General features: G+C 50.0%; 17 protein-coding genes. 8 read left to right on the top strand and 9 right to left on the bottom strand.

The features are described 5' to 3' along the window. Positions 1–112 precede the first annotated feature (112 nt). Together PCH05_RS12520 and PCH05_RS12515 are read left to right on the top strand one after the other, a co-directional pair. Positions 113–667 (top strand): TetR/AcrR family transcriptional regulator, encoded by a 555-nt coding sequence (locus PCH05_RS12520; protein WP_127602728.1) that lies wholly within the window; start codon positions 113–115, stop codon positions 665–667. 261 nt (positions 668–928) lie between these two features. After that, on the top strand, positions 929–1,138 hold the full coding sequence (locus tag PCH05_RS12515) for a YqaE/Pmp3 family membrane protein (protein ID WP_127602727.1): 210 nt from the start codon (positions 929–931) through the stop codon (positions 1,136–1,138). A 92-nt stretch (positions 1,139–1,230) separates the two neighbouring features. On the opposite strand, the gene PCH05_RS12510 is transcribed toward PCH05_RS12515, so the two are convergent. After that, positions 1,231–2,127: a DUF1835 domain-containing protein gene (locus PCH05_RS12510; protein WP_164766635.1), complete on the bottom strand. Its 897-nt coding sequence runs from the start codon at positions 2,125–2,127 to the stop codon at positions 1,231–1,233. 393 nt (positions 2,128–2,520) lie between these two features. On the opposite strand from PCH05_RS12510, the gene PCH05_RS12505 reads away from it, so the two are divergent. After that, the gene (locus PCH05_RS12505) at positions 2,521–3,702 is read left to right on the top strand and encodes an MGDG synthase family glycosyltransferase (protein WP_127602725.1); all 1,182 of its coding nucleotides are present in this window, start codon (positions 2,521–2,523) and stop codon (positions 3,700–3,702) included. A gap of 40 nt (positions 3,703–3,742) precedes the next feature. Here the strand turns inward: PCH05_RS12505 and mnmH are convergent, their stop codons facing one another. From mnmH to PCH05_RS12480, 5 genes are all read right to left on the bottom strand, one after another. Further along, entirely contained in the window at positions 3,743–4,822 is a 1,080-nt protein-coding gene (gene mnmH / locus PCH05_RS12500; RefSeq protein ID WP_127602724.1) for a tRNA 2-selenouridine(34) synthase MnmH, read from the bottom strand. 11 nt (positions 4,823–4,833) lie between these two features. Continuing rightward, entirely contained in the window at positions 4,834–5,883 is a 1,050-nt protein-coding gene (gene selD, locus PCH05_RS12495) for a selenide, water dikinase SelD (protein ID WP_127602723.1), read from the bottom strand. 236 nt (positions 5,884–6,119) lie between these two features. Further along, positions 6,120–7,016 carry a M15 family metallopeptidase gene (locus tag PCH05_RS12490; protein WP_127602722.1) on the bottom strand — a complete coding sequence of 299 codons (897 nt, stop codon included), beginning with the start codon at positions 7,014–7,016 and terminating at the stop codon, positions 6,120–6,122. 173 nt (positions 7,017–7,189) lie between these two features. After that, a complete protein-coding gene (locus tag PCH05_RS12485) occupies positions 7,190–7,732 on the bottom strand; it encodes an NADPH-dependent FMN reductase (RefSeq protein ID WP_127602721.1) in 543 nt (180 codons plus the stop codon). Between the two features lie 176 nt (positions 7,733–7,908). After that, positions 7,909–8,328 carry a globin domain-containing protein gene (locus PCH05_RS12480; protein WP_281278762.1) on the bottom strand — a complete coding sequence of 140 codons (420 nt, stop codon included), beginning with the start codon at positions 8,326–8,328 and terminating at the stop codon, positions 7,909–7,911. Between the two features lie 419 nt (positions 8,329–8,747). Here PCH05_RS12480 and PCH05_RS12475 point away from each other — a divergent pair, with 419 nt between their 5' ends. The 3 genes from PCH05_RS12475 to PCH05_RS12465 all read left to right on the top strand — a co-directional run bounded on the left by PCH05_RS12475 (position 8,748) and on the right by PCH05_RS12465 (position 10,850). Further along, positions 8,748–9,821: an Mrp/NBP35 family ATP-binding protein gene (locus PCH05_RS12475; RefSeq protein WP_127602720.1), complete on the top strand. Its 1,074-nt coding sequence runs from the start codon at positions 8,748–8,750 to the stop codon at positions 9,819–9,821. Positions 9,822–9,843: 22 nt separating this feature from the next. Then, positions 9,844–10,083 carry a DUF362 domain-containing protein gene (locus PCH05_RS12470; RefSeq protein ID WP_127602719.1) on the top strand — a complete coding sequence of 80 codons (240 nt, stop codon included), beginning with the start codon at positions 9,844–9,846 and terminating at the stop codon, positions 10,081–10,083. A 122-nt stretch (positions 10,084–10,205) separates the two neighbouring features. After that, positions 10,206–10,850: a helix-turn-helix transcriptional regulator gene (locus PCH05_RS12465; RefSeq protein WP_127602718.1), complete on the top strand. Its 645-nt coding sequence runs from the start codon at positions 10,206–10,208 to the stop codon at positions 10,848–10,850. A gap of 40 nt (positions 10,851–10,890) precedes the next feature. Here the strand turns inward: PCH05_RS12465 and PCH05_RS12460 are convergent, their stop codons facing one another. The 3 genes from PCH05_RS12460 to PCH05_RS12450 are packed head-to-tail and all read right to left on the bottom strand — an operon-like array spanning position 10,891 to position 12,046. Beyond that, positions 10,891–11,214 (bottom strand): ArsR/SmtB family transcription factor, encoded by a 324-nt coding sequence (locus tag PCH05_RS12460; protein ID WP_127602717.1) that lies wholly within the window; start codon positions 11,212–11,214, stop codon positions 10,891–10,893. A 2-nt stretch (positions 11,215–11,216) separates the two neighbouring features. Beyond that, the gene (locus tag PCH05_RS12455; RefSeq protein ID WP_127602716.1) at positions 11,217–11,642 is read right to left on the bottom strand and encodes an SRPBCC family protein; all 426 of its coding nucleotides are present in this window, start codon (positions 11,640–11,642) and stop codon (positions 11,217–11,219) included. A gap of 20 nt (positions 11,643–11,662) precedes the next feature. Beyond that, positions 11,663–12,046, bottom strand: coding sequence for a hypothetical protein (locus tag PCH05_RS12450; RefSeq protein ID WP_127602715.1), 384 nt, complete (start codon positions 12,044–12,046; stop codon positions 11,663–11,665). A 346-nt stretch (positions 12,047–12,392) separates the two neighbouring features. Between PCH05_RS12450 and PCH05_RS12445 the strand changes: the two genes are divergently transcribed. Together PCH05_RS12445 and PCH05_RS12440 are read left to right on the top strand one after the other, a co-directional pair. After that, positions 12,393–19,007, top strand: a complete 6,615-nt coding sequence (locus PCH05_RS12445) for a CLIPPER-2 domain-containing protein (protein ID WP_246049514.1) — start codon at positions 12,393–12,395, stop codon at positions 19,005–19,007. Between the two features lie 125 nt (positions 19,008–19,132). Further along, positions 19,133–20,680 carry a COG1361 family protein gene (locus PCH05_RS12440; protein ID WP_164766634.1) on the top strand — a complete coding sequence of 516 codons (1,548 nt, stop codon included), beginning with the start codon at positions 19,133–19,135 and terminating at the stop codon, positions 20,678–20,680. The last annotated feature ends 27 nt before the right edge of the window (positions 20,681–20,707 follow it).

Raw genomic sequence — 20,707 nt, 5'->3', positions numbered from 1 at the left:
CTATAATGATTGTAACGCTAGGACTAATTCGGCACAAACATCATTTTACCCAAAAATGTCTATTTCGAGCACGAAGCAGTATATTTAGGATCAAACCAAGGAGACGACAGCCATGAATCCGCGAGTAATAAAGACGAGAAGCGCCATAATGGGCGCTCTGCAGGATTTATTAACCGAAAAAAGTTACGAATCCATCACCATCCGCGATATCGTTCAACGGGCGGGCATTAACCGCTCCACCTTTTATCTTCATTTTCTCGACAAAGAGAATTTGATGGAGCAGAACTCCGCGTATGTCCTGGACAAGCTGCGGGCAGCGATACAATATCCGGCATTCAGCTTTGAAAAGGCCAAAAAGGAGTTTGAAGAACGCCAGGAGCCGATCTCGTCCCTGCTCGCCATTTTCCGGCATATCCAGGAGTACTTCAAATTTTATTCCGTCATGCTCGGTGAAAAGCAGTTTCCACAGCAGCTTGACGAGGTCATCAAGCAGGAATTGTCCAAGTTTACGATGGACAAAATACGCTGCGCCTATGCCTCCGGCGGTCTCGTCGGCCTCATTCGGTATTGGGTGTCATCGAACATGCAGGAAACGCCGGAACATATGGCCGGTTGGGTAACGGAGGTATTGCTGTATCCGAATCAGCAAGGGGAATACGATATATGATCCCCTCTCAAAAGCACGTATTGCTTTGGTCAATGGCCGGCTTACGTGCTTTTCTCCATTTTACTTCTCCTTAATTTTGATGTCAGATCTATCCCCTTCAAATTCCTTGCAGAAATATGATCAATAGAGTTGGATGATATCCAGGTTTGATAAGATCACTGCTCCCGAGGAACTAAGACATAAGCACTAAATTTTCGATGACAATATTTGCATTCTATGATTAAATAGAGGAATAATATACCATATTGAGGGAGAATTTAGATGAGATATCTGTTAGCGTTAATTCTACCGCCCATTGCTGTTTTATTATGCGGAAAACCTATTCAAGCCTTGCTTAATCTTGTCCTTTGCTGCTTGTTCGTGATTCCTGGTATCATCCATGCACTATTGGTCGTAAGCAGTCATAAAGCAGATAAACGGAATAACAAGCTGATTAAAGCGATTGAACGTAATAATCAGGCAATACATTAGACCCCACGGAGAAAAGACCCTATCGGCGTAATGCTGACAGAGTCTTTTTTATTTGAGATTTTGGTGTCAACGTATTATCAAAAAAATGGTCACTAATCACGAATTTTTACACTGTATAAATACATTGCGTACGGTATGCCTTTAAACTCTAAGTAACCGCTGCTGATGAGATGCCAGATCCGATACTCTATAAAAGGGTCGCTCCCCACTTTTTTGCGTTCGGATAGCTCGCCTGCCACGCGTCCCATTTTCACATAACCGTCCTGAACGTATTCCGGGTCACCGGATAGCTGCAGCTCGCGGATGCAATTCAGAATTTCTTCATCGAATGCATGTTCATCGAGACCCACGATTATTCCGTTTTCAAAGGTGCGAAGCGTATCCGTCGATAACGAAAGATGCAGCCATTCATGCTCTAGCAATTCTTGAATTTCATGATTAACGGGTTGCGCGGAATGATACGAATTCACGATTTCTTCCAATGCTTCAAAAGGGACACTCCCGATATGCAAAGGCGTAATCTCCGGATCATATCGATGTGCAGTAGGCGGATATAGGCGGGTGACATTCATAATATATACATCGTTCAGCTTGTCCTGTAGGGCATACACTGCAAGACGAAGAGCAACCTGATCATGAACGTTATCCCCGCACCACAAATAAATCCGTCGATGATCCGGTATCTCTCTCAGCAGCTTAAGTATATGAATCGCTCGATTTTCGCGATCTTGCAGACTATGAAAAAAGCGGTTGTTGAATCGCTCCATAATCCATGTTTCACGCTGAACCAAGCCTTGCTCCGTATGGATCTTCCAAAGCGGCCCGAAGGCATAGAAATCGTTCCAGTGGATGACTTGGGATTCGAGCCGATGATCGGTGTTCAAAGCTACCTTAATCGAACCTGAATCAGCGGACAAAAAGGCGATATGTATATATTTCTTCCATGGATGTCGCTCTTGTTCGGCTTGGTGCATCTTTTCTATACGCATCATTTGCCTCCTGCAATCAACATTTAATTCCTTTTATTCTATTTATAGTATAATAGAGCATATAAACAAGGGACAGCAATCGGGGCATGTCCCATGCCAGGCGCTTTAGATTTTTATTCAATCTTAAAAAAGCTGCATGGTTTTGTTTGCCCCCATCGTCTAAATATACAGAAACGCTAACAGGCGGTGTTCCCCGACCTTGGTCCAGTGCCGAAACCGGACTACGGTCCGTTTTGAAGACTGCCGATCCGTCATACACTTTAACATATAGATTTCCGTGATTCGTACAGCGTTCCTATTCTCAACGGCTTCACAGGAACGCTCATCCCGTTAGCACATCAGCTGCCTTCAGCGTGAAGGAGCATCCAATATAAAAGAGTGAAGGTGAAATGTATGCGCAAGAAAAGAGTATTAATCCTGTCGGAAGGCTTCGGAAGCGGACATACGCAGGCCGGGTACGCACTGGCTGCAGGCATGAAAAGGATGAATCCGAATATTCAAACGAAGGTGATCGAGCTGGGCTCCTTCCTGAATCCGACCGTAGCACCTTGGATTATTTCTGCTTACCGTTTGACCATTCATACGAATCCTGGACTCGTTGGTATGCTCTACCGCAAGCAGCATGATAAACCGTTCAGCAAATTGACCACGATGGCCCTGCACCGGTTATTTTATCATCATACGGCAGAAGTCATTGAGCACTTGAGACCCGACGTGATCGTGAGCACCCATCCGATTCCTACCAATATCATTTCTCGGTTAAAATCCGTGGGTCTGAATATTCCGCTATACACCGTCATCACGGACTATGACGCTCACGCTTCTTGGATCAATGCCAAGGTAGACCGTTTTCTCGTATCGACGGACAATGTACGCAGACTTCTGCTTGACCGTGGAGTTTACCCGAATCAGATTCAGGTAACCGGCATTCCCGTCCATCCGGATTTTTGGTCGACGGAGGATAAAGCATCCGTCAGAGCAACCTTAAACATCAAAAACATGCCTACGGTGTTCATTATGGGCGGTGGCTGGGGAATGGTCGCAAACGACCGGTTAGTAGAGCAGCTATTGCGCTGGAAGGACCGGGTTCAGCTGGTATTCTGCCTGGGAAGCAACCAGAAGCTGCTGGAAAAGATGCAAACCGATATGAAATTCAGCCACCCCAACATTGTACTCATGGGACATACCCGGGAAATTAGCCGGTGGATGGACGCCTCCGACCTCTTGATCACCAAACCCGGCGGGATGACCTGCACAGAAGCGCTGGCCAAGGGTCTGCCGATGCTATTCTGCGATTCTCTCCCCGGACAGGAAGAAATGAATCGCGAATACTTCGTCAAGCGAGGCTACGGCAAAGCGCTGCAAAATGAAAATGTGCTTGAAGAGTGGCTGTGCAAGCTGTCCACCGGCGAGAACATCCGGATGGATGAGGGATCCGTCCCCTCCCATTTCGATGCCCCCGGAAAAGATTATTACAGTCCGAGCCGGTGCGCGTCGGAGGTAGTGAAGCTTCTGGATTATCCGAATCCCCAGCCGGGTGTTCTTACCCCGCATAGCATTCCGGTCGGAATTTAATTTACGAAAAAGGAGAGCCTATGGCTCTCCTTTTTTGTATTTAAGCGCCGGATTGAACTTTACTTGCCGGAGCTTCCTGGTCTTGCAAATGCTGTATACGTTCTTCGACCTGCTTCAAAGCCTCATCCAGTGTATCGAAACGGATCAGAGGCGCTTTGGCGTATTCTTCACCATACGTACTGGACGTATGCGCGTATCTCGGATCGTAATAATAGTCCAGTAAGAGCTCGACTGCTCTCGCATACTGGCCGGAGAGCAAGCAAGCCTCAATTTCCTGGGCGATTGGCGTATGGATCCTCGACTTGATTTGGTAAAAAGCCTGCAGACTTTGCTCCTTATGCTCTTCGGGGCGATAATCGTTCAGAATATTCGTTACCCGCAGCGCTTTGGGAGCTTCGAGCAGTATATGCGTGCCCAGTTCCTTTTTCTGAATCAGAAACTCCGGCAGGACCACTTTGCCGATCCGCTTGCTCTCCGCTTCGATGATAATATAAGGCTCGTGACGGTAGCGCAATATTTCCTCCAGCAGTACGGAATCGAAGGTTTTTTGGTTGTGGCTCTTCATCCCGATCGCGCCGAAAATGGACCCCCGATGTCCTGCCAACCCTTCGAGATCCACGACCGGGTATCCCTTCGCTCTCAAAGCCTTCATAATTTCGGTTTTTCCCGTCCCTGTATTCCCGTGCAGGACATATACTTGCGGTGTGAAATCCAGCGAGGCGAGCGTTTCAACCGCCCATTTTCTAAACGTGCGATATCCACCGTCCAGCCGGTAAACGTGTATGCCCATCAGTGACAGCACGGTCGCCGTCGTCCGGCTTCGCATTCCTCCGCGCCAGCAGAACACCGTTTTGTTCCCCGGAATTTCCGCAAAGCGTTTAACGAATACAGGCAGCTTGGCAGACATAATTTCAAGGCCGCGTTCTTTGGCTTTCTGCGTGCTGACCTGCTTGTACAGGGTACCGATCTCCGCTCTTTCCTCATCCGTGAAAAAAGGGATGTTGATGCTGCCCGGTATCGTGGAATCCGCATATTCGGATGGCGAGCGGACGTCAATGACCGTCATTTCATTCTTGGCACGCAGTTCATTCAGTTTCTCTATAGATATATCTTGAAACATAAGGCACTCCCTTACTCAATCACGATTTGTCCGCTTCCTGTTGCTGTAACCTCGCCGATAATTTTGGCTTCCACACCGGCATCCACCAATTCGCGGTGCAGCGCCTCTGCTTGTTCTCCGCTAACGGAAATCAAAAGCCCACCGGAAGTGACTGCGTCACACAGGATCCAGCGGTCAATCTGATCCATCTCCTCAGGAAAACGAACGCTGTCTTCCACATGGGCGAAGTTGTTCTTGGAACCGCCCGGTACAAGCCCCTGCTCAGCCAATTCACGCACGCGCGGGAGCACAGGCACATCCTCCTTGCGGATGCGGATTTCAACGCCGCTGCCTTTGGCCATTTCGAGCGAATGACCCATCAGTCCGAAGCCGGTAACGTCCGTGCAGGCATGCACGTCATAACCTTCCATGACTTCGGCCGCCGTTTTGTTGAGCGTGGACATCACTTGCGTGACGCGTGTGATTTCTTCCGGCGTCAGCTTGTCGTTCTTGATGGACGTGGTCATGATGCCTACACCGATCGGCTTGGTCAGAATGATTTTGTCTCCGACCTTGGCTCCCGCGTTGCTTCTCACTTTATCAGGATGGACAAGACCGGTTACGGCTAAACCGAATTTAGGCTCCTTATCATCAATGGAGTGGCCGCCGACAAGCGTCGCTCCAGCTTCTTTCACTTTCTCCCCCGCACCGCGCAAGATTTCGGACAAAATGCGCTTATCCAACGTGGAAATCGGGAAAGCCACAATATTTAACACCGTTAACGGTTTGGCGCCCATCGCATAAATATCGCTGATCGCGTTCGCTGCCGCGATTTGTCCGAAGGCATACGGATCGTCAACGATCGGCGTGAAAAAGTCGAGCGTCTGCACCAATGCCAGCTCATCATTCAGCTTGTATACGCCTGCGTCATCGCTTGTATCCAAGCCAACCAGCAGATTCGGGTTCGGTTCAGCGGGCGGAAGGCCTCTCAGCACCTGGCTCAGATCGGCAGGTCCGATTTTGCAGCCGCACCCTCCTTTGCTCGAAAGTGAGGTTAATTTGATATTCAATTCAGAATCCATGAATTCTGCACGACCTTTCCTATATATATTCTTTCATTCATCGGTTAATCTGCCTATTACTTGCTTCATCAAGCGTACACATCAAAGGGAAAAAAGGCAAATCAGAATTCCGTACTGCGCGGGCTTCCCCCTGCACGGCAAAGAGCAGGAAGCCGGGGACATCCGAAACGGATGTGAAGCCCGAAATCCTGCGTATACCTGCCTTTATGGCAAAGCTTAGTTCTCTTTCGTACATGCTATTTGGAGACGGGAACCGCATTGCCGAAGTACTGCTCAAGCGTAATGGAACGGCTTTTCACTTCTGCAGCGATCTTGGTTCCGACAAAGCGCAAATGCCAGGGCTCATACTTGTATCCCGTGATGGAATCTTTGCCCTCAGGATAACGAATAATGAATCCGTACTCATGGGCGTGCTTGTCCAGCCATTTGGCTTCCTTGGTGCCGGCAAAACAGCTCTCCGCCGCGCATTTGCCCGTGTTCCCGGACACGTCGATCGTCAGTCCCGTCTGATGCTCGCTGTGACCCGGACGCGCGCTGTACGTATCCGCTTTGACGCCGTCTCGCTTGACGTAGTTGTTATATAGCGTGGTCTGGCGGGATTCGGAGCGGTAGCCGGATACGCCGGCCAAGCTAACCCCGTCTTTTTTCGCACCTGCAAATAGCTTTTCAAGAGCGACCGCCGCTTCTCTGCACATTTTGCGTTTTTCGATCTTTTCCGAGAACGTAAACGGAACGTTCGGATACACCAGGTCAGGCGGTATATATCCTGCGGGCAGCCGATAGGTTTTGTTTACCAGTACCTGCATGCTTTCCGGGTTCGCGACAACATGCTCCACATCGTACGTGTTGACAAAATCCGTTTTACCGGATGTTTTGCTCGAGTTCGTAGGCGCACCGGAAGCCGTTTTAGCCCCTGGCGATGCTGTTGATGATGAATTGTTCTTCGCTGAAGATGCCCCGTTGATATCGGATGAGCCCTTCTGTTGCCCTTGACTGCTGTTCTGCTGTGCCAATGCAGGCGTTTTTTGCACCACTTCGCCTTCGGCCGCTGGTGTGCGGTTGCGGTCCCAAGCAAAGATGGCTCCTCCCACGATCAGAACGGCCACTATAAAAGTGACCACATATTTACGCATATGCGTTCACCTCTCTCCCTGTTAAAAAAGTAAGCTAAGATGCAAGCGGATGAAGCAAAGAATCTATGAAACTATCAATCTATGAACCTACTGTTACATTATACGACAAAAAAAGACCCGATCAAATGTTTGATCGGATCTTTTATATGGATTTTGACGATATGTAGCGAAATTTACTCTACGGATTTCAGACGTTTTTGCATAAACACGAGCTCTGAAGCAAGTCGTTGGATTCTATCCAAGACGTCCAAATCATTGATTTCCTTAAACTCGTTAAAATGATCATCATGAACATAGACATAACCAGGTGCCACATAAGACCGGAAAAAGCCTGCGATCGGCTTGAGCTGATTTTCGATGACAAGATAATGCTGGTAGGTTCCGCCGGTAGCCACGAATCCGATGACCTTCTGCTGCAGGGCGGATGGCGGAATCAGATCAAACAGATTTTTAAGCACGCCTGACATCGACGCTTGATAAATAGGTGTGCCGATCAGGCAGAAATCGCTGGAAACGACGCTGTCGATCACTTTTTTCGTGTCCCCTGTGTACGCCGACGGATCACGTCCGTCGCAAAACTGGACATCGTACTCCTTCATGTCGAGGAGCTCGGTTTCAATTTCCGGATCCAATTTCTTAACCTCTTCTAAAACCTTCTGTACGACCATGGCGGTCTTGTTACCGATGATCGCACCCGATATTCCAACCAGCTTCATGAAGGCAGTCTCCTTTTCTGATGTAATTTGCTTGTTTTTGCCGGTAAACGGGAGTTTCCTTCAGCGGTTGTCTGCCAATTCATCCTGGATGCAAAGACTAAGCATCTGTTTCCCTTTTCCGTCAAATTGCAGCTTTTATTTCATTTCACAGGTAACGCGTAGCCGCATCGTTCGTTCTACTGCTCGGCTTCTTGCTCTTCTGTATTTACGAAGAAATAGGCTGTCATAGCTAGCCGTTCCATCATTTGTTCACGCAGCATGGAATCCTCAATGACTTCGTCCATGGCCTGCTGCATGCAGCTGAGCCATGCCGTCGCACGATCCGGCGTGATCGGAAACCGGATATGTCTGGCTCTCATGCGCGGATGTCCCTCTCTCATGGTGTAGAGCTGCGGACCTCCAAAATATTGCGTCAAAAACATTTCCTGCTTCTCCATCACCGGATGAATGTCTTCCGGAAACAAAGGGGCGAGCAGCGGATGCTCGATGACTCTCGGATAAAAGGCTTCTACGAGTGCGCGCATGGTTGGCGCACCGCCCACCTGCTCATAATAAGATACCGGCCGTTCGGCGCTTGGGTTTTGTTCTGGATTCAAAACTTACGAAAGCCTCCCTTCCTTATATAGACAGCTATTTATATAGATTGAACGTTGTTCTTGAAACGTCGTCGCTCTCTCTAATGGATAAAGCGAACTAAAGCGAAAAACTTTAGTTCAAATTATTTAATAAACATAAATGTATATTAATTATTATAATTCCCGAAACGCTTTGTCAAGAGTCCTTCACGAATATGTTTAACTTTTTATACGTATATGTTGACTATATGCGAAGCGTGTTCTACAATTACCGTGTCATAATTTGTACATCATCACATTTGTATGCTGGCCATAATTGCCTTTATTCACTTGGCTTCAGCCTCCTAAACGTGGTAAAGTCAATTTATTGCCCATGAAGGTTGTACAGATTTTATGGCCATACTGTGTCTACAGACAGATAGAGAATTGAAGGTGAACCTATGACAAAGGATGATCTGGTCGCAGCCATTGCCCATATCAAGGATCATGAGCATCAAATGCCGCTGACCGATATTGGCTTGATCCGTGACATTACAGTGAATAAGGATCATGCCGCGCTAAGCGTACTCCTTGCTCCGGAGCTGGCACCACGCGAGGAAGAAATCAGGAAGCAAATCACAGCTGCGTTGCAAAAGACAGGAATTACCGATGTTCATATACGCTTCAAGCATATTTCAAATGAAGAAAAAAATGATATTATAGCTATAAAGCTTAATAAATCGGTACGCCGTGCTCCAACGTTGATGAATTCGCCTTTGGTAGCCGGGGATTCCGGGGTCACGTTCATTGCCATTGCGAGCGGAAAAGGCGGGGTCGGGAAATCTACCGTTACGGTGAATCTCGCCGCTGCTTTAGCTAAACAAGGGAAGCGCGTTGGCATTATTGATGCCGACATATACGGATACAGCATTCCGGAAATGCTGGGAATCAAAGAACTGCCGCAGAAACAAGATAACCGGATTGCACCCGTTGAAAGCCATGGCATCAAGGTGATCTCGACCGGATTTTTCGTACAAGGCAACAAGCCTGTCGTCTGGCGTGGACCGATGCTCGGCAAAATGCTCGGCACGTTTCTGAATGAAGTGGAATGGGGCCCGCTTGATTACATGATTCTTGACCTGCCGCCTGGTACCGGGGATGTTGCACTGGATGTACATAACCGAATTCCCCAATGCGCGGAAATTTTGGTTACCACTCCCCATCCTACGGCGAATCATGTAGCGGCGCGCGCCGGCGAGATGGCTGTTCAAACCAACCATCCGATTCTTGGCGTGATTGAGAATATGTCTTACTTTACGGATCCTTCCGGTGAGCGGCATTATCTGTTCGGACGTGGCGGCGGCCAGAAGCTAGCCGACCAGCTGAACACGAAATTGATCGCGGAAGTGCCGATTCAGTCCGCTGATGCGCCGGCTGGAACGCCTGCATCTTCTACCCTGTTTGCTGAAAGCAGTGAGCAATGGCGTATTTTTATGAATTTGGCTGATCAAATGATTCAATCCACACAAGATTAACTAAAATGAAAGGGTGAAAAAAATGTCTTACATTATTACTTCGGCTTGTATTGATGAGAAAGCGGCCGATTGCGTTGATGTTTGTCCAGTAGATTGCATTGAGGAAGGTCCTGACCAGTACTTTATCGATACGGACATCTGCATCGAATGCGGTGCTTGCGAGGTTGCCTGCCCGGTTGGTGCGGTTTATTACGATACGGATTTGCCTGAGGAAGAAAAAGGCTTTATCGCAAAAGCGGAAAACTTCTTCAAATCCAAATAAACAAACAACAATTACAGACAATACATTTCGAGTGGTTGCAGCCTGTTGATCTCCATATCGGCAGGCTGTTGTTTACTCGGCATGAAGGTGGACGAAACTCAGCAGAACAGGCGGTGATGAACATGGACCAACAATTGGATATTTCGACCCGGGACAAAATCCTGCAGCTGCTGAAAACCAAAGGCGAGCTCAGCGCCAAGGAAATCACCGAATTTATCGGCATCACCAGCATGGCTGTCCGCAGACATATCAATACGCTTGAAAAGGACGGTTTAATTGAATCGAAAACGATTCGTCAGCCCATGGGCCGTCCTACGGCTATCTATCATTTAACCGATCAGGCTGAAACTTTTTTCCCTAATAAGTATCACGCTTTGACGCTGGATCTGCTCGGAGAGCTTGAGCTGGATGCAGGATCTAGTATGGTAGACAGGTTGTTTGACCGCAGGGGCGAATCGCTTCGCAAAAATCATGCAGCCAAGATGCAAGGCAAGTCCTTTGCCGAGAAAGTAAGGGTACTCGCGGAAATCCAAAATGAAAACGGCTATATGGTTGAGCTGGAACAAAACAGTGATGATGAATACACGCTGATGGAGTACAATTGCCCGATATCCCAGATCGCCAAAAAGTACAATCATGCCTGCACATGCGAAATGAAGCTGTTTGAATCCCTGCTGGGAGCAGAAGTCGGCAGGACGGAGTGCTTGGCGAAAGGCGATAAGAAATGCGTCTATACGATCAAAAATAAAATGGAACTCTCGCATTGATCCGGAAGTTTTCCGGTAATCCACGCAGAGTTCCATTTTTTTAATCCTCTGATTCCACATATCGCTGCAAAGCTGCCAGCTTGTTATCCCAGAACCGCTCGAAGTATGAATACCATTCCTGAAGCTCGCGCAGAGGCTCGGCGCTTAGCCGGAAACGATTTTCCCGCCCTACCCTTCTCTCCTTCACCAGCCCCGCTTCGGACAATATTCGCAGATGCTTGGATACGGCGGTTCGGCTCATTGGAAAATGCCCGCTGATCGCGGTGATCGGCATTTCCGCATCCGCGAGAAGTCGGAGCATTTTACGTCTCGTCGGATCGGATATCGCTTGAAACACGTCGTATTTGGCTATTGGCTCGCCCATGATTAGCCCTCGACATAGTCGCGCAGCTTTTGGTGCAATCCTGCCCAGCCCTGATCCATTACGCCGCGGATGGCGGTATGGGGCTGACCGAATTCGGTTAGGATCTCTTCGTTCCAGCCGGAATGAATGATCGTCACTTCCGTGGTCTCTCCGATTTCCTTCAATTCAAATGTGAGCGTCCAGTCTTTTCCCCAGAGAAACGAAAGCTTGCGGGGCGGGTCGATCTCCGTCACTTTGCATGGCGACATGCCAAACGGACCTGCGTTGATATGAAACTCATGACCGACAACCGGCTCAAAATCGTTAGGCATGAACCAGGCTGTCAACCCTTCTGCCGTGGCAACCGCATCCCATACTTTGCGAATGGACGCTTTAAAAACACCTGTATGCCGGATATCCGGCAGCGCTGCATGATTCGATGCTTCCATGTGTAAAAACCTCCCAGATCTTATTTTTTGGATTGAACCAGATCCACATGCCGAAAACGCAGCGCGGACCACTTATCGTCTATGGACACATTGCTGACGGGACGATATGGAGCCATCGTCTCTACCAGCTTCCATAAGCTGTCGCGGTTAATGTCCGTTTTCACTTTGGAAGACTGTTTGGGATAAGTAATCCAGAATACAGCGTCTTCCGCGAGACGAGGGATCACTTGGGGAACCCATTCCCGAACTTGTTCCGCATTGTTGACGAACAGCTGCAGAAAATGAACCTTTGCGGTGGTATGCTCGCTAGTTTCGATGCCCAATAAGTAATTTTCCGGGCCATTCAATACGAGAGCCTGTCCTTGTTTGTAACGCAGCTTCTTTAACAATTCTTCGTTTGGCATGATATCTTTCCCTTCGTAAATTACGAAACCCTAAGGTTTCACATTCATTATATACAACCAAATGGTTTCATATCAAGGGTTAATTTTATCCTTATCTATTCACTGGGACGACAACCAGCATACCAAAATTCAGCTTGAATCGCACCCATTGCCATACTAATTTGTAGCATCAGCTCATACGCTGGTAATGGGCATTTGATGCAAAGCCGTAGAAAGCGGCTTGAACAGCCACCAACGCTAAGGAGGTGAAATTATTCCTCTTATTGTCCGAGCCACATTCAATGCAACCGGCGCCGTAACCTTTACTGGAAATACACTGGGATTAAGCCGATCCGATACTGCCGGCGTGCCGGGGACACAGGACAGCATTGGCGCATTTGTTACGACCAATACAGCCGCTCAGTATGGCACATATCCGGCAGGAACTACCAGTGCGTACATCAATAACAGCTCAGCCGCCCAATTGGTCCTGCCCTCTGGAAGCACAGTCTTATATGCCGAGCTGATCTGGGGCGGTTCATATATTATTACAGGACAGATTGATCTCAGCAGCTTTATCAACAATCCGGTTACCCTTACGACACCTGCCGGTACTTTCTCGGTCACGCCGGATCCCGCAACGGCTAATTCCGTCGATTTTGGTAACAACATGACCGCATATGTCCGTTCCGCGAATGTAACTACACTCATCCAGCAAGGCGGGGCGGGTACCTATACGACGGGTAACGTCGTAGGTACCATCGTCATTCCGAATGATCCTACCGGAAACCATGCAGGATGGACACTTGGTGTTATTTATCAGAACCCTACCCTCCCTTTTCGGAATCTGTCCATTCGCGCCGGAGCGGTACTGGTGCAGGCAAGTGCCGGGTCGGTGACCACCACTCTTAGTGGATTTGCCACGCCTCTATCTGGTACTTTAGGCGGAAGAGCGTTATTCAGTGCCCAGGAAGGCGATGCCAACAGAACAGGGGATCAAGCACTTTTCGGTACGACGTCGGCGACTGCTGTAGCCCTGTCCGGACCCAACAACTTCGCCGCCAACTTTTTCGCCTCCCAAATCAATAACGACTCCGGCAATCTCGATACGACCGGGACGTTCGGCACGCGCAATCAAACTAACGGAGCTCCTGGTACGAATATTTCCGGCGGACGCCAAGGCTGGGATATCACCAACGTGGATATTTCGGCCCGACTCGTTAATAATCAATCTTCCGCAGTGTTGATTTTGACGACATCCGGCGATGCCTATTGCGTAAATGCCAATGCCATCCAGGTCGATATCAACGCCCCGAAAATCAATGTAGTCAAAGCCGCAAGCACCAGCAGCGTTATTCTCGGCGACACAGTAACATACACAGTTACAGTCAGCAATACCGGAACCGCGAATGCGACCAGCGTCGTGTTAACCGATCCGCTCCCCGCCGGACTCACGGCGGTATCCGGGAGCGTCACTGTTGCCGGTGTCTCGAAGCCAACCTATGATATCGTTGCCGGAGCGCCGCTTGGAACGTTAAATTTCGGAGCATCGATCATCGTTACATACAGGGCGACCGTTACTTCGATCCCAGCATCCAATACGCTTGTGAATACCGCAAACGCATCCTTTTCATTCCAAAGCGTGGCCGGAGGACCGACCATTACCGGCGTCATTCCCTCCAATTCAGTCACGGTTACCGTTTATGCACCAAGCATTACATTAACCAAAACCGCGAATAAAACGAATGCTACGGTCGGAACGGCACTTACGTATACGGTACTTGTCAGAAACTCCGGGAACATCGGAGCTGCCGTGACGTTTACCGATAATATTCCGACGGGAAGCACCTTTATCACGGGCAGCTTTACGGTCAACGGAACAGCCGTTCCGGTTGGGAACCCGGCAGCCGGTGTCGCCATCGGCACCATCGCAGCAGGAGCGACGTCAACCGTAACCTTTTCGGTTACAGTCAATAACCTGCCTTCGCCATCCCAGCTTGTGAACACGGCGTCCGCTGCTTTCACTTTTCAGCCGCCTGACGGACGCACAATATCCGGCTCGGCTACATCCAATACGCTTACGGTGCCGGTAACCTTACCGAATGTGTCTGTTGTGAAAAGCTCGAATGTGTCCGATGTTGCCGTTGGGGAAACGCTAACTTACACTTCTGTCGTGACCAACAGCGGAACGGAGGGAATAACCAATGCAGTGCTAACCGATACCCTTCCTGCGGGCACCGCGTTTGTGGCCGGCAGTGTTACCGTAGGAGGAACAGCGGTTGCTTCAGCCAACCCTGCAAGCGGAATCACGCTTGGCAGCTTACTTGCCGGAGGCTCTGTCCCGGTTGCATTTAATGTTACGATTACGTCGCTCCCCTCCCCTTCCCAGCTGTCCAACAGTTCAAAAGTGTCCTATAACTCAGGCACCTTTGTGGGAACTTCCCTATCCAACACGGTTACAACGCCTGTGTATCAACCCGTGATTGCGATCGTAAAAAGCGCGACGACAGCTACAGCTACAGTAGGCAGCACGATCCAATATACGCTGCTGGTCAGCAATACAGGCAATCTTGCCGCTCAAGTCACCTTGACCGATAACATTCCTGCTGGCACGGCCTTTGTCGTGAACAGCGTAACTGTACAGGGCGTATCCTTGCCTGGCGCCTCCCCTGTAACCGGAATCAATACAGGCACTGTCGCAGTAGGAGCAACCATCACGGTGACATTTCAAGTTGTACTGAACTCGCTGCCGACTCCGCCGACGCTCGTAAATACCGCAAACAGTTCCTACACCTATCAGCTGCCTAGCGGACGGAGCTTATCGGGAACCATTTCTTCGAATACGGTAACCATCCAAGCCTCTGCTCCCAATGTCAGTATCGTCAAGTCTGCCAATGTGTCTGTAGCAGCCGTTAATGATGTAGTCACTTACTCGCTAGCGATCTCGAACAACGGAATTGCTGCGGTAAATAATGTCGTTGTCTCCGACAACATTCCTGCCGGTTCCTCGTTTGTAGCAGGCAGCGTTACGCTAAACGGGAACACTCTCGCGAACGCAAATCCGCTAAACGGTATTCAAATTGGGAGTCTTGCCGCTGCAGCCGCTGCTACGATCACCTTCAAAACTCAAATCGTTTCTTTGCCTAATCCTGCTCAACTGATGAACCAGGCAAGTGCGGCTTTTAATTCCGGAACTTTCACCGGAACCTCATTGTCTAATACCCTGACCATTCCCGTCTATCAAGCGATCATTTCCGTGACGAAGAACGCGAGCACCACCAATGCTACCGTTGGTGACACCCTGACCTATTCCTTCACCGTCAGCAATACGGGCAACATCTCTGCCGGAGTGACCCTGACAGACAATATCCCGGACGGAAGCACCTTTGTGGAAAACAGCGTATTGATCAATAACATCCCTTCTCCCGGGATCAGTCCTCTCACAGGCATTCCAGTAGGAAGTGTGCCCAATGGAGCTTCGGCAACTGTCAGCTTTGTCGTTAACGTAACCTCCCTTCCTGCAGCCAGACAATTGGTGAACCAGGCAACGGCCGCGTCGATATTTACGCTTCCCGGAGGCAGGCAAATTAGCGTCAACTCCTCCTCGAATACGATTACCATACCGGTTGCGCTGCCTAACGTCAGCGTAGTCAAGACGGTATCTGCTGGCATAGCCGTTGTGGGTGATATCCTCACATTCACGAATCTCGTGACGAATCGTGGCGCAGCCAATGTGAATAATGTCGTTTTAACAGATGTTCTGCCTTCCAGCTTGTCTTTTATTACCGGAAGCGTAATTGTAAACGGCGCTTCGCGCCCGGCTGCAGTTCCGTCCGCCGGCATTTCAATAGGTACCCTGGCCCCTGGCTCTGCGGCTACCATAACATTCGAGGTGAGGATAACCATGCCGATTCCTTCACAGATCAACAACCAGTCAACAGTGAGCTTTACATCCGGTACGTTTTCGGGATCAGCTTCTTCCAATGTGACGTCTACACCGGTCATTCAGCCGCAAATCTCTTTGGCGAAATCCGCCAGTACCACCAACGCTACCGTGGGTGATTCCGTCACCTATACCATTACGGTCAGCAACACAGGCAACCTGGCCGCAGCCGTCACATTCTTAGATACCATTCCGAACGGAGCCACATTTACGCCTAACAGCGTCATTATCAACGGCTTTCCTTTTCCAGGCGAGTCCCCTGTAACCGGAATCAGCCTGGGCAGCCTTGCCCCGGGCGCAAGCTCGGTCATCACATTCACGATCGTGGTGACGACATTGCCTAATCCGCAGACGATGAGTAACCAAGCAACAGCGAATTATACGTTCACGCCGCCTGACGGCAGAACCCTGTCCGGATCAGCGGTTTCCAACACGGTTACCTTTCAAGTCTCCTCGCCTAACGTCACCGTCGTGAAAGCTTCGCCATCCACAGCCGCTACAGTGGGCGATACGATCGTGTACGGCGTAACCGTTACGAATGCAGGCATTGAAGCGGTGAATAACGTGCAGTTCACAGACCCGATACCTCCCGGAAGCACTTTTGTAACGGGAAGCGTGACGATTAACGGAACACCGGCGCCGTCAGCCAATCCAGCGGTGGGTATTACGCTCGGATCCATTGCTCCAGGCGCTTCCGTGAACATTGCTTTCAGCATACTTGTCACCACCGTGCCTTCGCCTGCACAGCTTAATAATTCAGCGACCGTTTCATTTACGTCGGGAGCCTTTTCAGGATTAGCCAATTCGAATATGGTAACGGTGCCCGTTTATCAACCCGTAATCGCCATCACGAAAAGCGCCAGCACAAACAACGCGACGGTCGGAGATACCGTGAGCTATACGTTTACGATCGTAAATTCAGGCAATTACGGTTCCCAAGTCACCATAACTGACAACATACCGCTAGGCACGGCTTTCGTTCCGAATAGCGTTTTGGTTAACGGTATACCCGCGCCGGGGGCTGATCCAACGACCGGTATGAATGCCGGTGTCGTGAATCCCGGTCAAACGACCATCGTCGTCTTCTCCGTTGTGATCAACACCCTGCCTTCTCCGCAGCAGCTCGTGAATCAGGGAGCCGGAGCCGTCGCATTTACATTGCCTGACGGCAGGACGATTAACAGATCATCCGTTTCGAACATCGTAACCATTCCGGTTTCGTCGCCGAATGTCGCTGTCGTCAAAAGTACAACATCTACTGCCCTTTCCGTAGGTGATACCATCACTTATACTACGACCATGACCAATAACGGCATTGCGGCAGTCAGCAATGTACTCTTTACCGATCCCATACCTGCAGGAAGCGCGTTCGTCACAGGGTCACTAACTATTAACGGGACGGTAAAGCCAGGCGCGAACCCTTCCACCGGAATCATCATCGGTTCGATTGCTCCCGGTGGTGTCGTTACGGTTGCATTTAATGCCTTAGTCACGTCTCTTCCAACGCCCGCTTCGCTCAGTAATCAGGCGTCCGTTAGCTTTACGTCAGGCGCTTTTTCAAGCGTTACCTTCTCCAATACCGTCACAACGCCCGTGTATCAGCCGATCTTCACGGCAGTCAAAAGCGCAAATACCGCTAAAGCAACCGTGGGCGATACGGTTGTATACACGATCAGCATTGCGAACGCCGGAAATTTCGGTGCGGCGGTTACATTGACGGATACCATCCCCTCAGGAACGACGTTTGTGCCTAACAGCGTCCTTCTGAACAATCAGCCGCTCCCCGGCGCCGATCCGTCCGCCGGCATTCCGCTTGGCGTTGTCGCTACAGGCGCGACGGTCATGTTCTCCGTCATCGTCAATTCGTTACCTCCTGCGCAGCAGTTAATTAACCAGGCATCGGCGACATACACGTTCACGCTTCCTGACGGACGTGTCATCAATGGTTCCTTTGCGTCCAATACCGTCACGGTCCCTGTCTCATCGCCAAATGTCACGTTAATCAAAACCAGCACGATGCCGGATGCATCTCTCGGAGATGTCATTCCATATTCGATAACCGTCACCAATAATGGCATCGAGAACGTAACTAACGTCATTTTCTCCGATGCCATTCCGTCCCAGACCACTTTCGTAGCCGGCAGCGTCACCGTGAACGGCACCCCCGTACCCGCGGCGAACCCTGCAAACGGATTTTCATTAGGCACGATTGCGCCTGGAGCGACAACAACCGTGGCTTTTAATGTCACCGTATCGGCTGTGCCGCTCTCCGGCCAGATCGCCAATGCCGCTTCAGTCAGCTTCACATCGGGAGCCTTCTCCGGATCATCGACGTCCAACACCCTTAATTTGAATATTTACCAGGCTGTGATCGGTGCCGTTAAAACTGCAAATACTTCGAACGCGACGATCGGCGATACCATAGTTTATACCGTTGCCCTCACAAACACAGGCAACCTCCCTGCCGTAGCTACCGTCATTGATCCGGTTCCCGCGGGGGCTGTCTTCGTCCCGAACAGCATTCTGGTCAACGGCGTGCCTCAACCGGGTGCAGATCCTTCCACAGGGATCAATGCGGGCACGATTCCGCCGGGTGCCACGGTAACCGTGAGCGTAACAATGCAGGTCACCGTACAGACGCTTCCCGCACAACAGCAGCTGGTCAATCAAGCCACGGTCAACTTCACTTTCCAGCATCCAGACGGACGCATCCTGACCGGCACTTCGCTCTCCAATATATTAACGATCCCGGTTTCATCACCGAACGTATCCGTCGTGAAGAGTACGTCTTCCGTCGATGCAGTCGTCGGCGATACGATTACCTACAGCATTACTTTGACAAATAACGGCATCGAGGCGGTCAACAGCGTCGTTCTCGTTGACCAGGTTCCTGCCGGCTCGGTCTTCGTCACAGGAAGCGTGACCATTGACTCTGTTCCCAAGCCCGCCGCGAATCCGAATACGGGCATTCAAGTAGGATCGCTTGCTGCAGGCGCCTCCTCTACCGTCACGTTCCAGGTGCAGGTTACGGCGATATGAACGAGGACTTCAGATCTGATTTCATTCTGAGAAATCAAACGATGGTTCGATTTCAGATCGGGGATGCCCAAGGTGTCGCTTATTCCAATATCTTAGACACCCCTTGGGTGGGCCCCATCCTTCGTATGGTCAAAGGATTGAGCGAACAGCAAGTGACCTTAAACCAGCCCTTCACGGTCTCTTTTACGATAACGAACGACGGCAATAGAGATGCCCAATTAACCCTTTTCGATACGCTACCGGAAGGATTAGCCTACATTCCTAACAGTACCATCGTTAACGGGGCTCCTCTTCCCGGGGCTGATCCCATCGCAGGCATCGACGTAGGGCCGGTGCACAGCTTATCTTCGGTTCAGGTTGTGTTCCAAGCGATATTGGTCTCCATTCCAGCATCGCTTCAGCTTACCAATACAGGGAGCGCATTCTACTCGTTTCAATCCTTGGAAGGCCGCACCGTCACAGGCACCATCCTATCCAACGAAGTTGTACTGTCGGTTCTGCCCTATTACGTCTCCATCGTGGCTGAAGTGAGCACGAGCCAAACCTTCGCCGGAGACGTCATTATGTATACGCTGACGATTATGAATCTGGGGAATGTTGCTCTCACTAATTTAGTCGTGTTCATCCCGCTGCCCCCAGGGATAATCTTCGTCGCAGGAAGCGTCATGATCGGAGATATTTATTTTCCTTCTATCGGCCCTCAGAACGGAATCCCTGTCGGCACACTGTCTCCGGGAATGTCGATCGTCATCAAGGTTCGTTTGCGTGTAGGCCAAATGACTGGCAGCAATACATTTACCCTGCAGGGTATAGTATCGTACGACATGAACACCGATCCAATCCGTGATCCAGCCAATGAGCTGCTCGTCACTGTGATTCAGCCGGATATAACCATAAGCAAATCCGTCGATAAAAAAAGAGCTTTGCCGGGATGCACCCTTCAATACAGCAGCGTCATTCAGAACGTCGGCGGATTTGCGGTCGAAGCTTCCTTTAAGGATATTTTGCCACCGGAGATTGAATTCGTACCGGGCAGTTTGAAGGTGAATAACCGGAATCATGAGGACGCCAAGCCTCGGGACGGCCTCTTTCTAGGGACAATCAGACCCGGCATGAATGCTGAAGTTACTTTTGAGGCTTTCGTCTGCAAAATTACCGGCTGCGATCCCGTTTCGGCTAACAATCAAGCAGCGGCTCCGTTTACATTCCGGCTGCCTGATGGTCGCGTCGTGCAGCAAACCAGCTTATCGGAGCATGCTTCCGTAGAAGTTTTTGCGCCTGATATTCAAATCACCGCCATTCCGGCACATTATGTTGTAGAGCCTGGGGAAACGCTGTCCTTTCACATTACCGTAACGAATCAAGGCTCTTGGGCGGCTGAGGTGAAAATGCTGGGCTGGATACAGAATAAACCGGTCTTCAACCAAGGAACCGTCACCATGAACGAACATCCCGTTACATTCAATCATGGCTTTGAGCTTGGGAGCTTAAGCCCTTCACAAAGCATCGTCATTGTTTACACGACTAGGGTCGGTACCGATCTGCATCATAACACTGAGGAGGTTACAGGCAGCTTTCTGTTTGCATTTCACTCGGTGATGGATGACTGCACATATGACGGCGAAGCCGATTCCGCCAACCTAACCATCTTCGTCGATGCCGGAGAGGAATAAACCAACAAAAAAACAGTGGCTGTGCTG

The organism is Paenibacillus chibensis (genome assembly GCF_004001045.1).
In the GTDB taxonomy this organism is placed as follows: domain Bacteria; phylum Bacillota; class Bacilli; order Paenibacillales; family Paenibacillaceae; genus Paenibacillus_AQ; species Paenibacillus_AQ chibensis.
Note: the sequence above shows the minus strand (reverse complement) of the source record. Positions and strands in the feature narration are given on the sequence as shown.

Excerpts from the sequence above, each read along its gene's own strand:
- PCH05_RS12520 (WP_127602728.1), top strand. The coding sequence starts at position 113 with ATGAATCCGCGAGTAATAAAGACGAGAAGCGCCATAATGGGCGCTCTG.
- PCH05_RS12515 (WP_127602727.1), top strand. The coding sequence starts at position 929 with ATGAGATATCTGTTAGCGTTAATTCTACCGCCCATTGCTGTTTTATTA.
- PCH05_RS12510 (WP_164766635.1), bottom strand. The coding sequence starts at position 2,127 with ATGCGTATAGAAAAGATGCACCAAGCCGAACAAGAGCGACATCCATGG.
- PCH05_RS12505 (WP_127602725.1), top strand. The coding sequence starts at position 2,521 with ATGCGCAAGAAAAGAGTATTAATCCTGTCGGAAGGCTTCGGAAGCGGA.
- mnmH (WP_127602724.1), bottom strand. The coding sequence starts at position 4,822 with ATGTTTCAAGATATATCTATAGAGAAACTGAATGAACTGCGTGCCAAG.
- selD (WP_127602723.1), bottom strand. The coding sequence starts at position 5,883 with ATGGATTCTGAATTGAATATCAAATTAACCTCACTTTCGAGCAAAGGA.
- PCH05_RS12490 (WP_127602722.1), bottom strand. The coding sequence starts at position 7,016 with ATGCGTAAATATGTGGTCACTTTTATAGTGGCCGTTCTGATCGTGGGA.
- PCH05_RS12485 (WP_127602721.1), bottom strand. The coding sequence starts at position 7,732 with ATGAAGCTGGTTGGAATATCGGGTGCGATCATCGGTAACAAGACCGCC.
- PCH05_RS12475 (WP_127602720.1), top strand. The coding sequence starts at position 8,748 with ATGACAAAGGATGATCTGGTCGCAGCCATTGCCCATATCAAGGATCAT.
- PCH05_RS12470 (WP_127602719.1), top strand. The coding sequence starts at position 9,844 with ATGTCTTACATTATTACTTCGGCTTGTATTGATGAGAAAGCGGCCGAT.
- PCH05_RS12465 (WP_127602718.1), top strand. The coding sequence starts at position 10,206 with ATGGACCAACAATTGGATATTTCGACCCGGGACAAAATCCTGCAGCTG.
- PCH05_RS12460 (WP_127602717.1), bottom strand. The coding sequence starts at position 11,214 with ATGGGCGAGCCAATAGCCAAATACGACGTGTTTCAAGCGATATCCGAT.
- PCH05_RS12455 (WP_127602716.1), bottom strand. The coding sequence starts at position 11,642 with ATGGAAGCATCGAATCATGCAGCGCTGCCGGATATCCGGCATACAGGT.
- PCH05_RS12450 (WP_127602715.1), bottom strand. The coding sequence starts at position 12,046 with ATGCCAAACGAAGAATTGTTAAAGAAGCTGCGTTACAAACAAGGACAG.
- PCH05_RS12440 (WP_164766634.1), top strand. The coding sequence starts at position 19,133 with ATGGTCAAAGGATTGAGCGAACAGCAAGTGACCTTAAACCAGCCCTTC.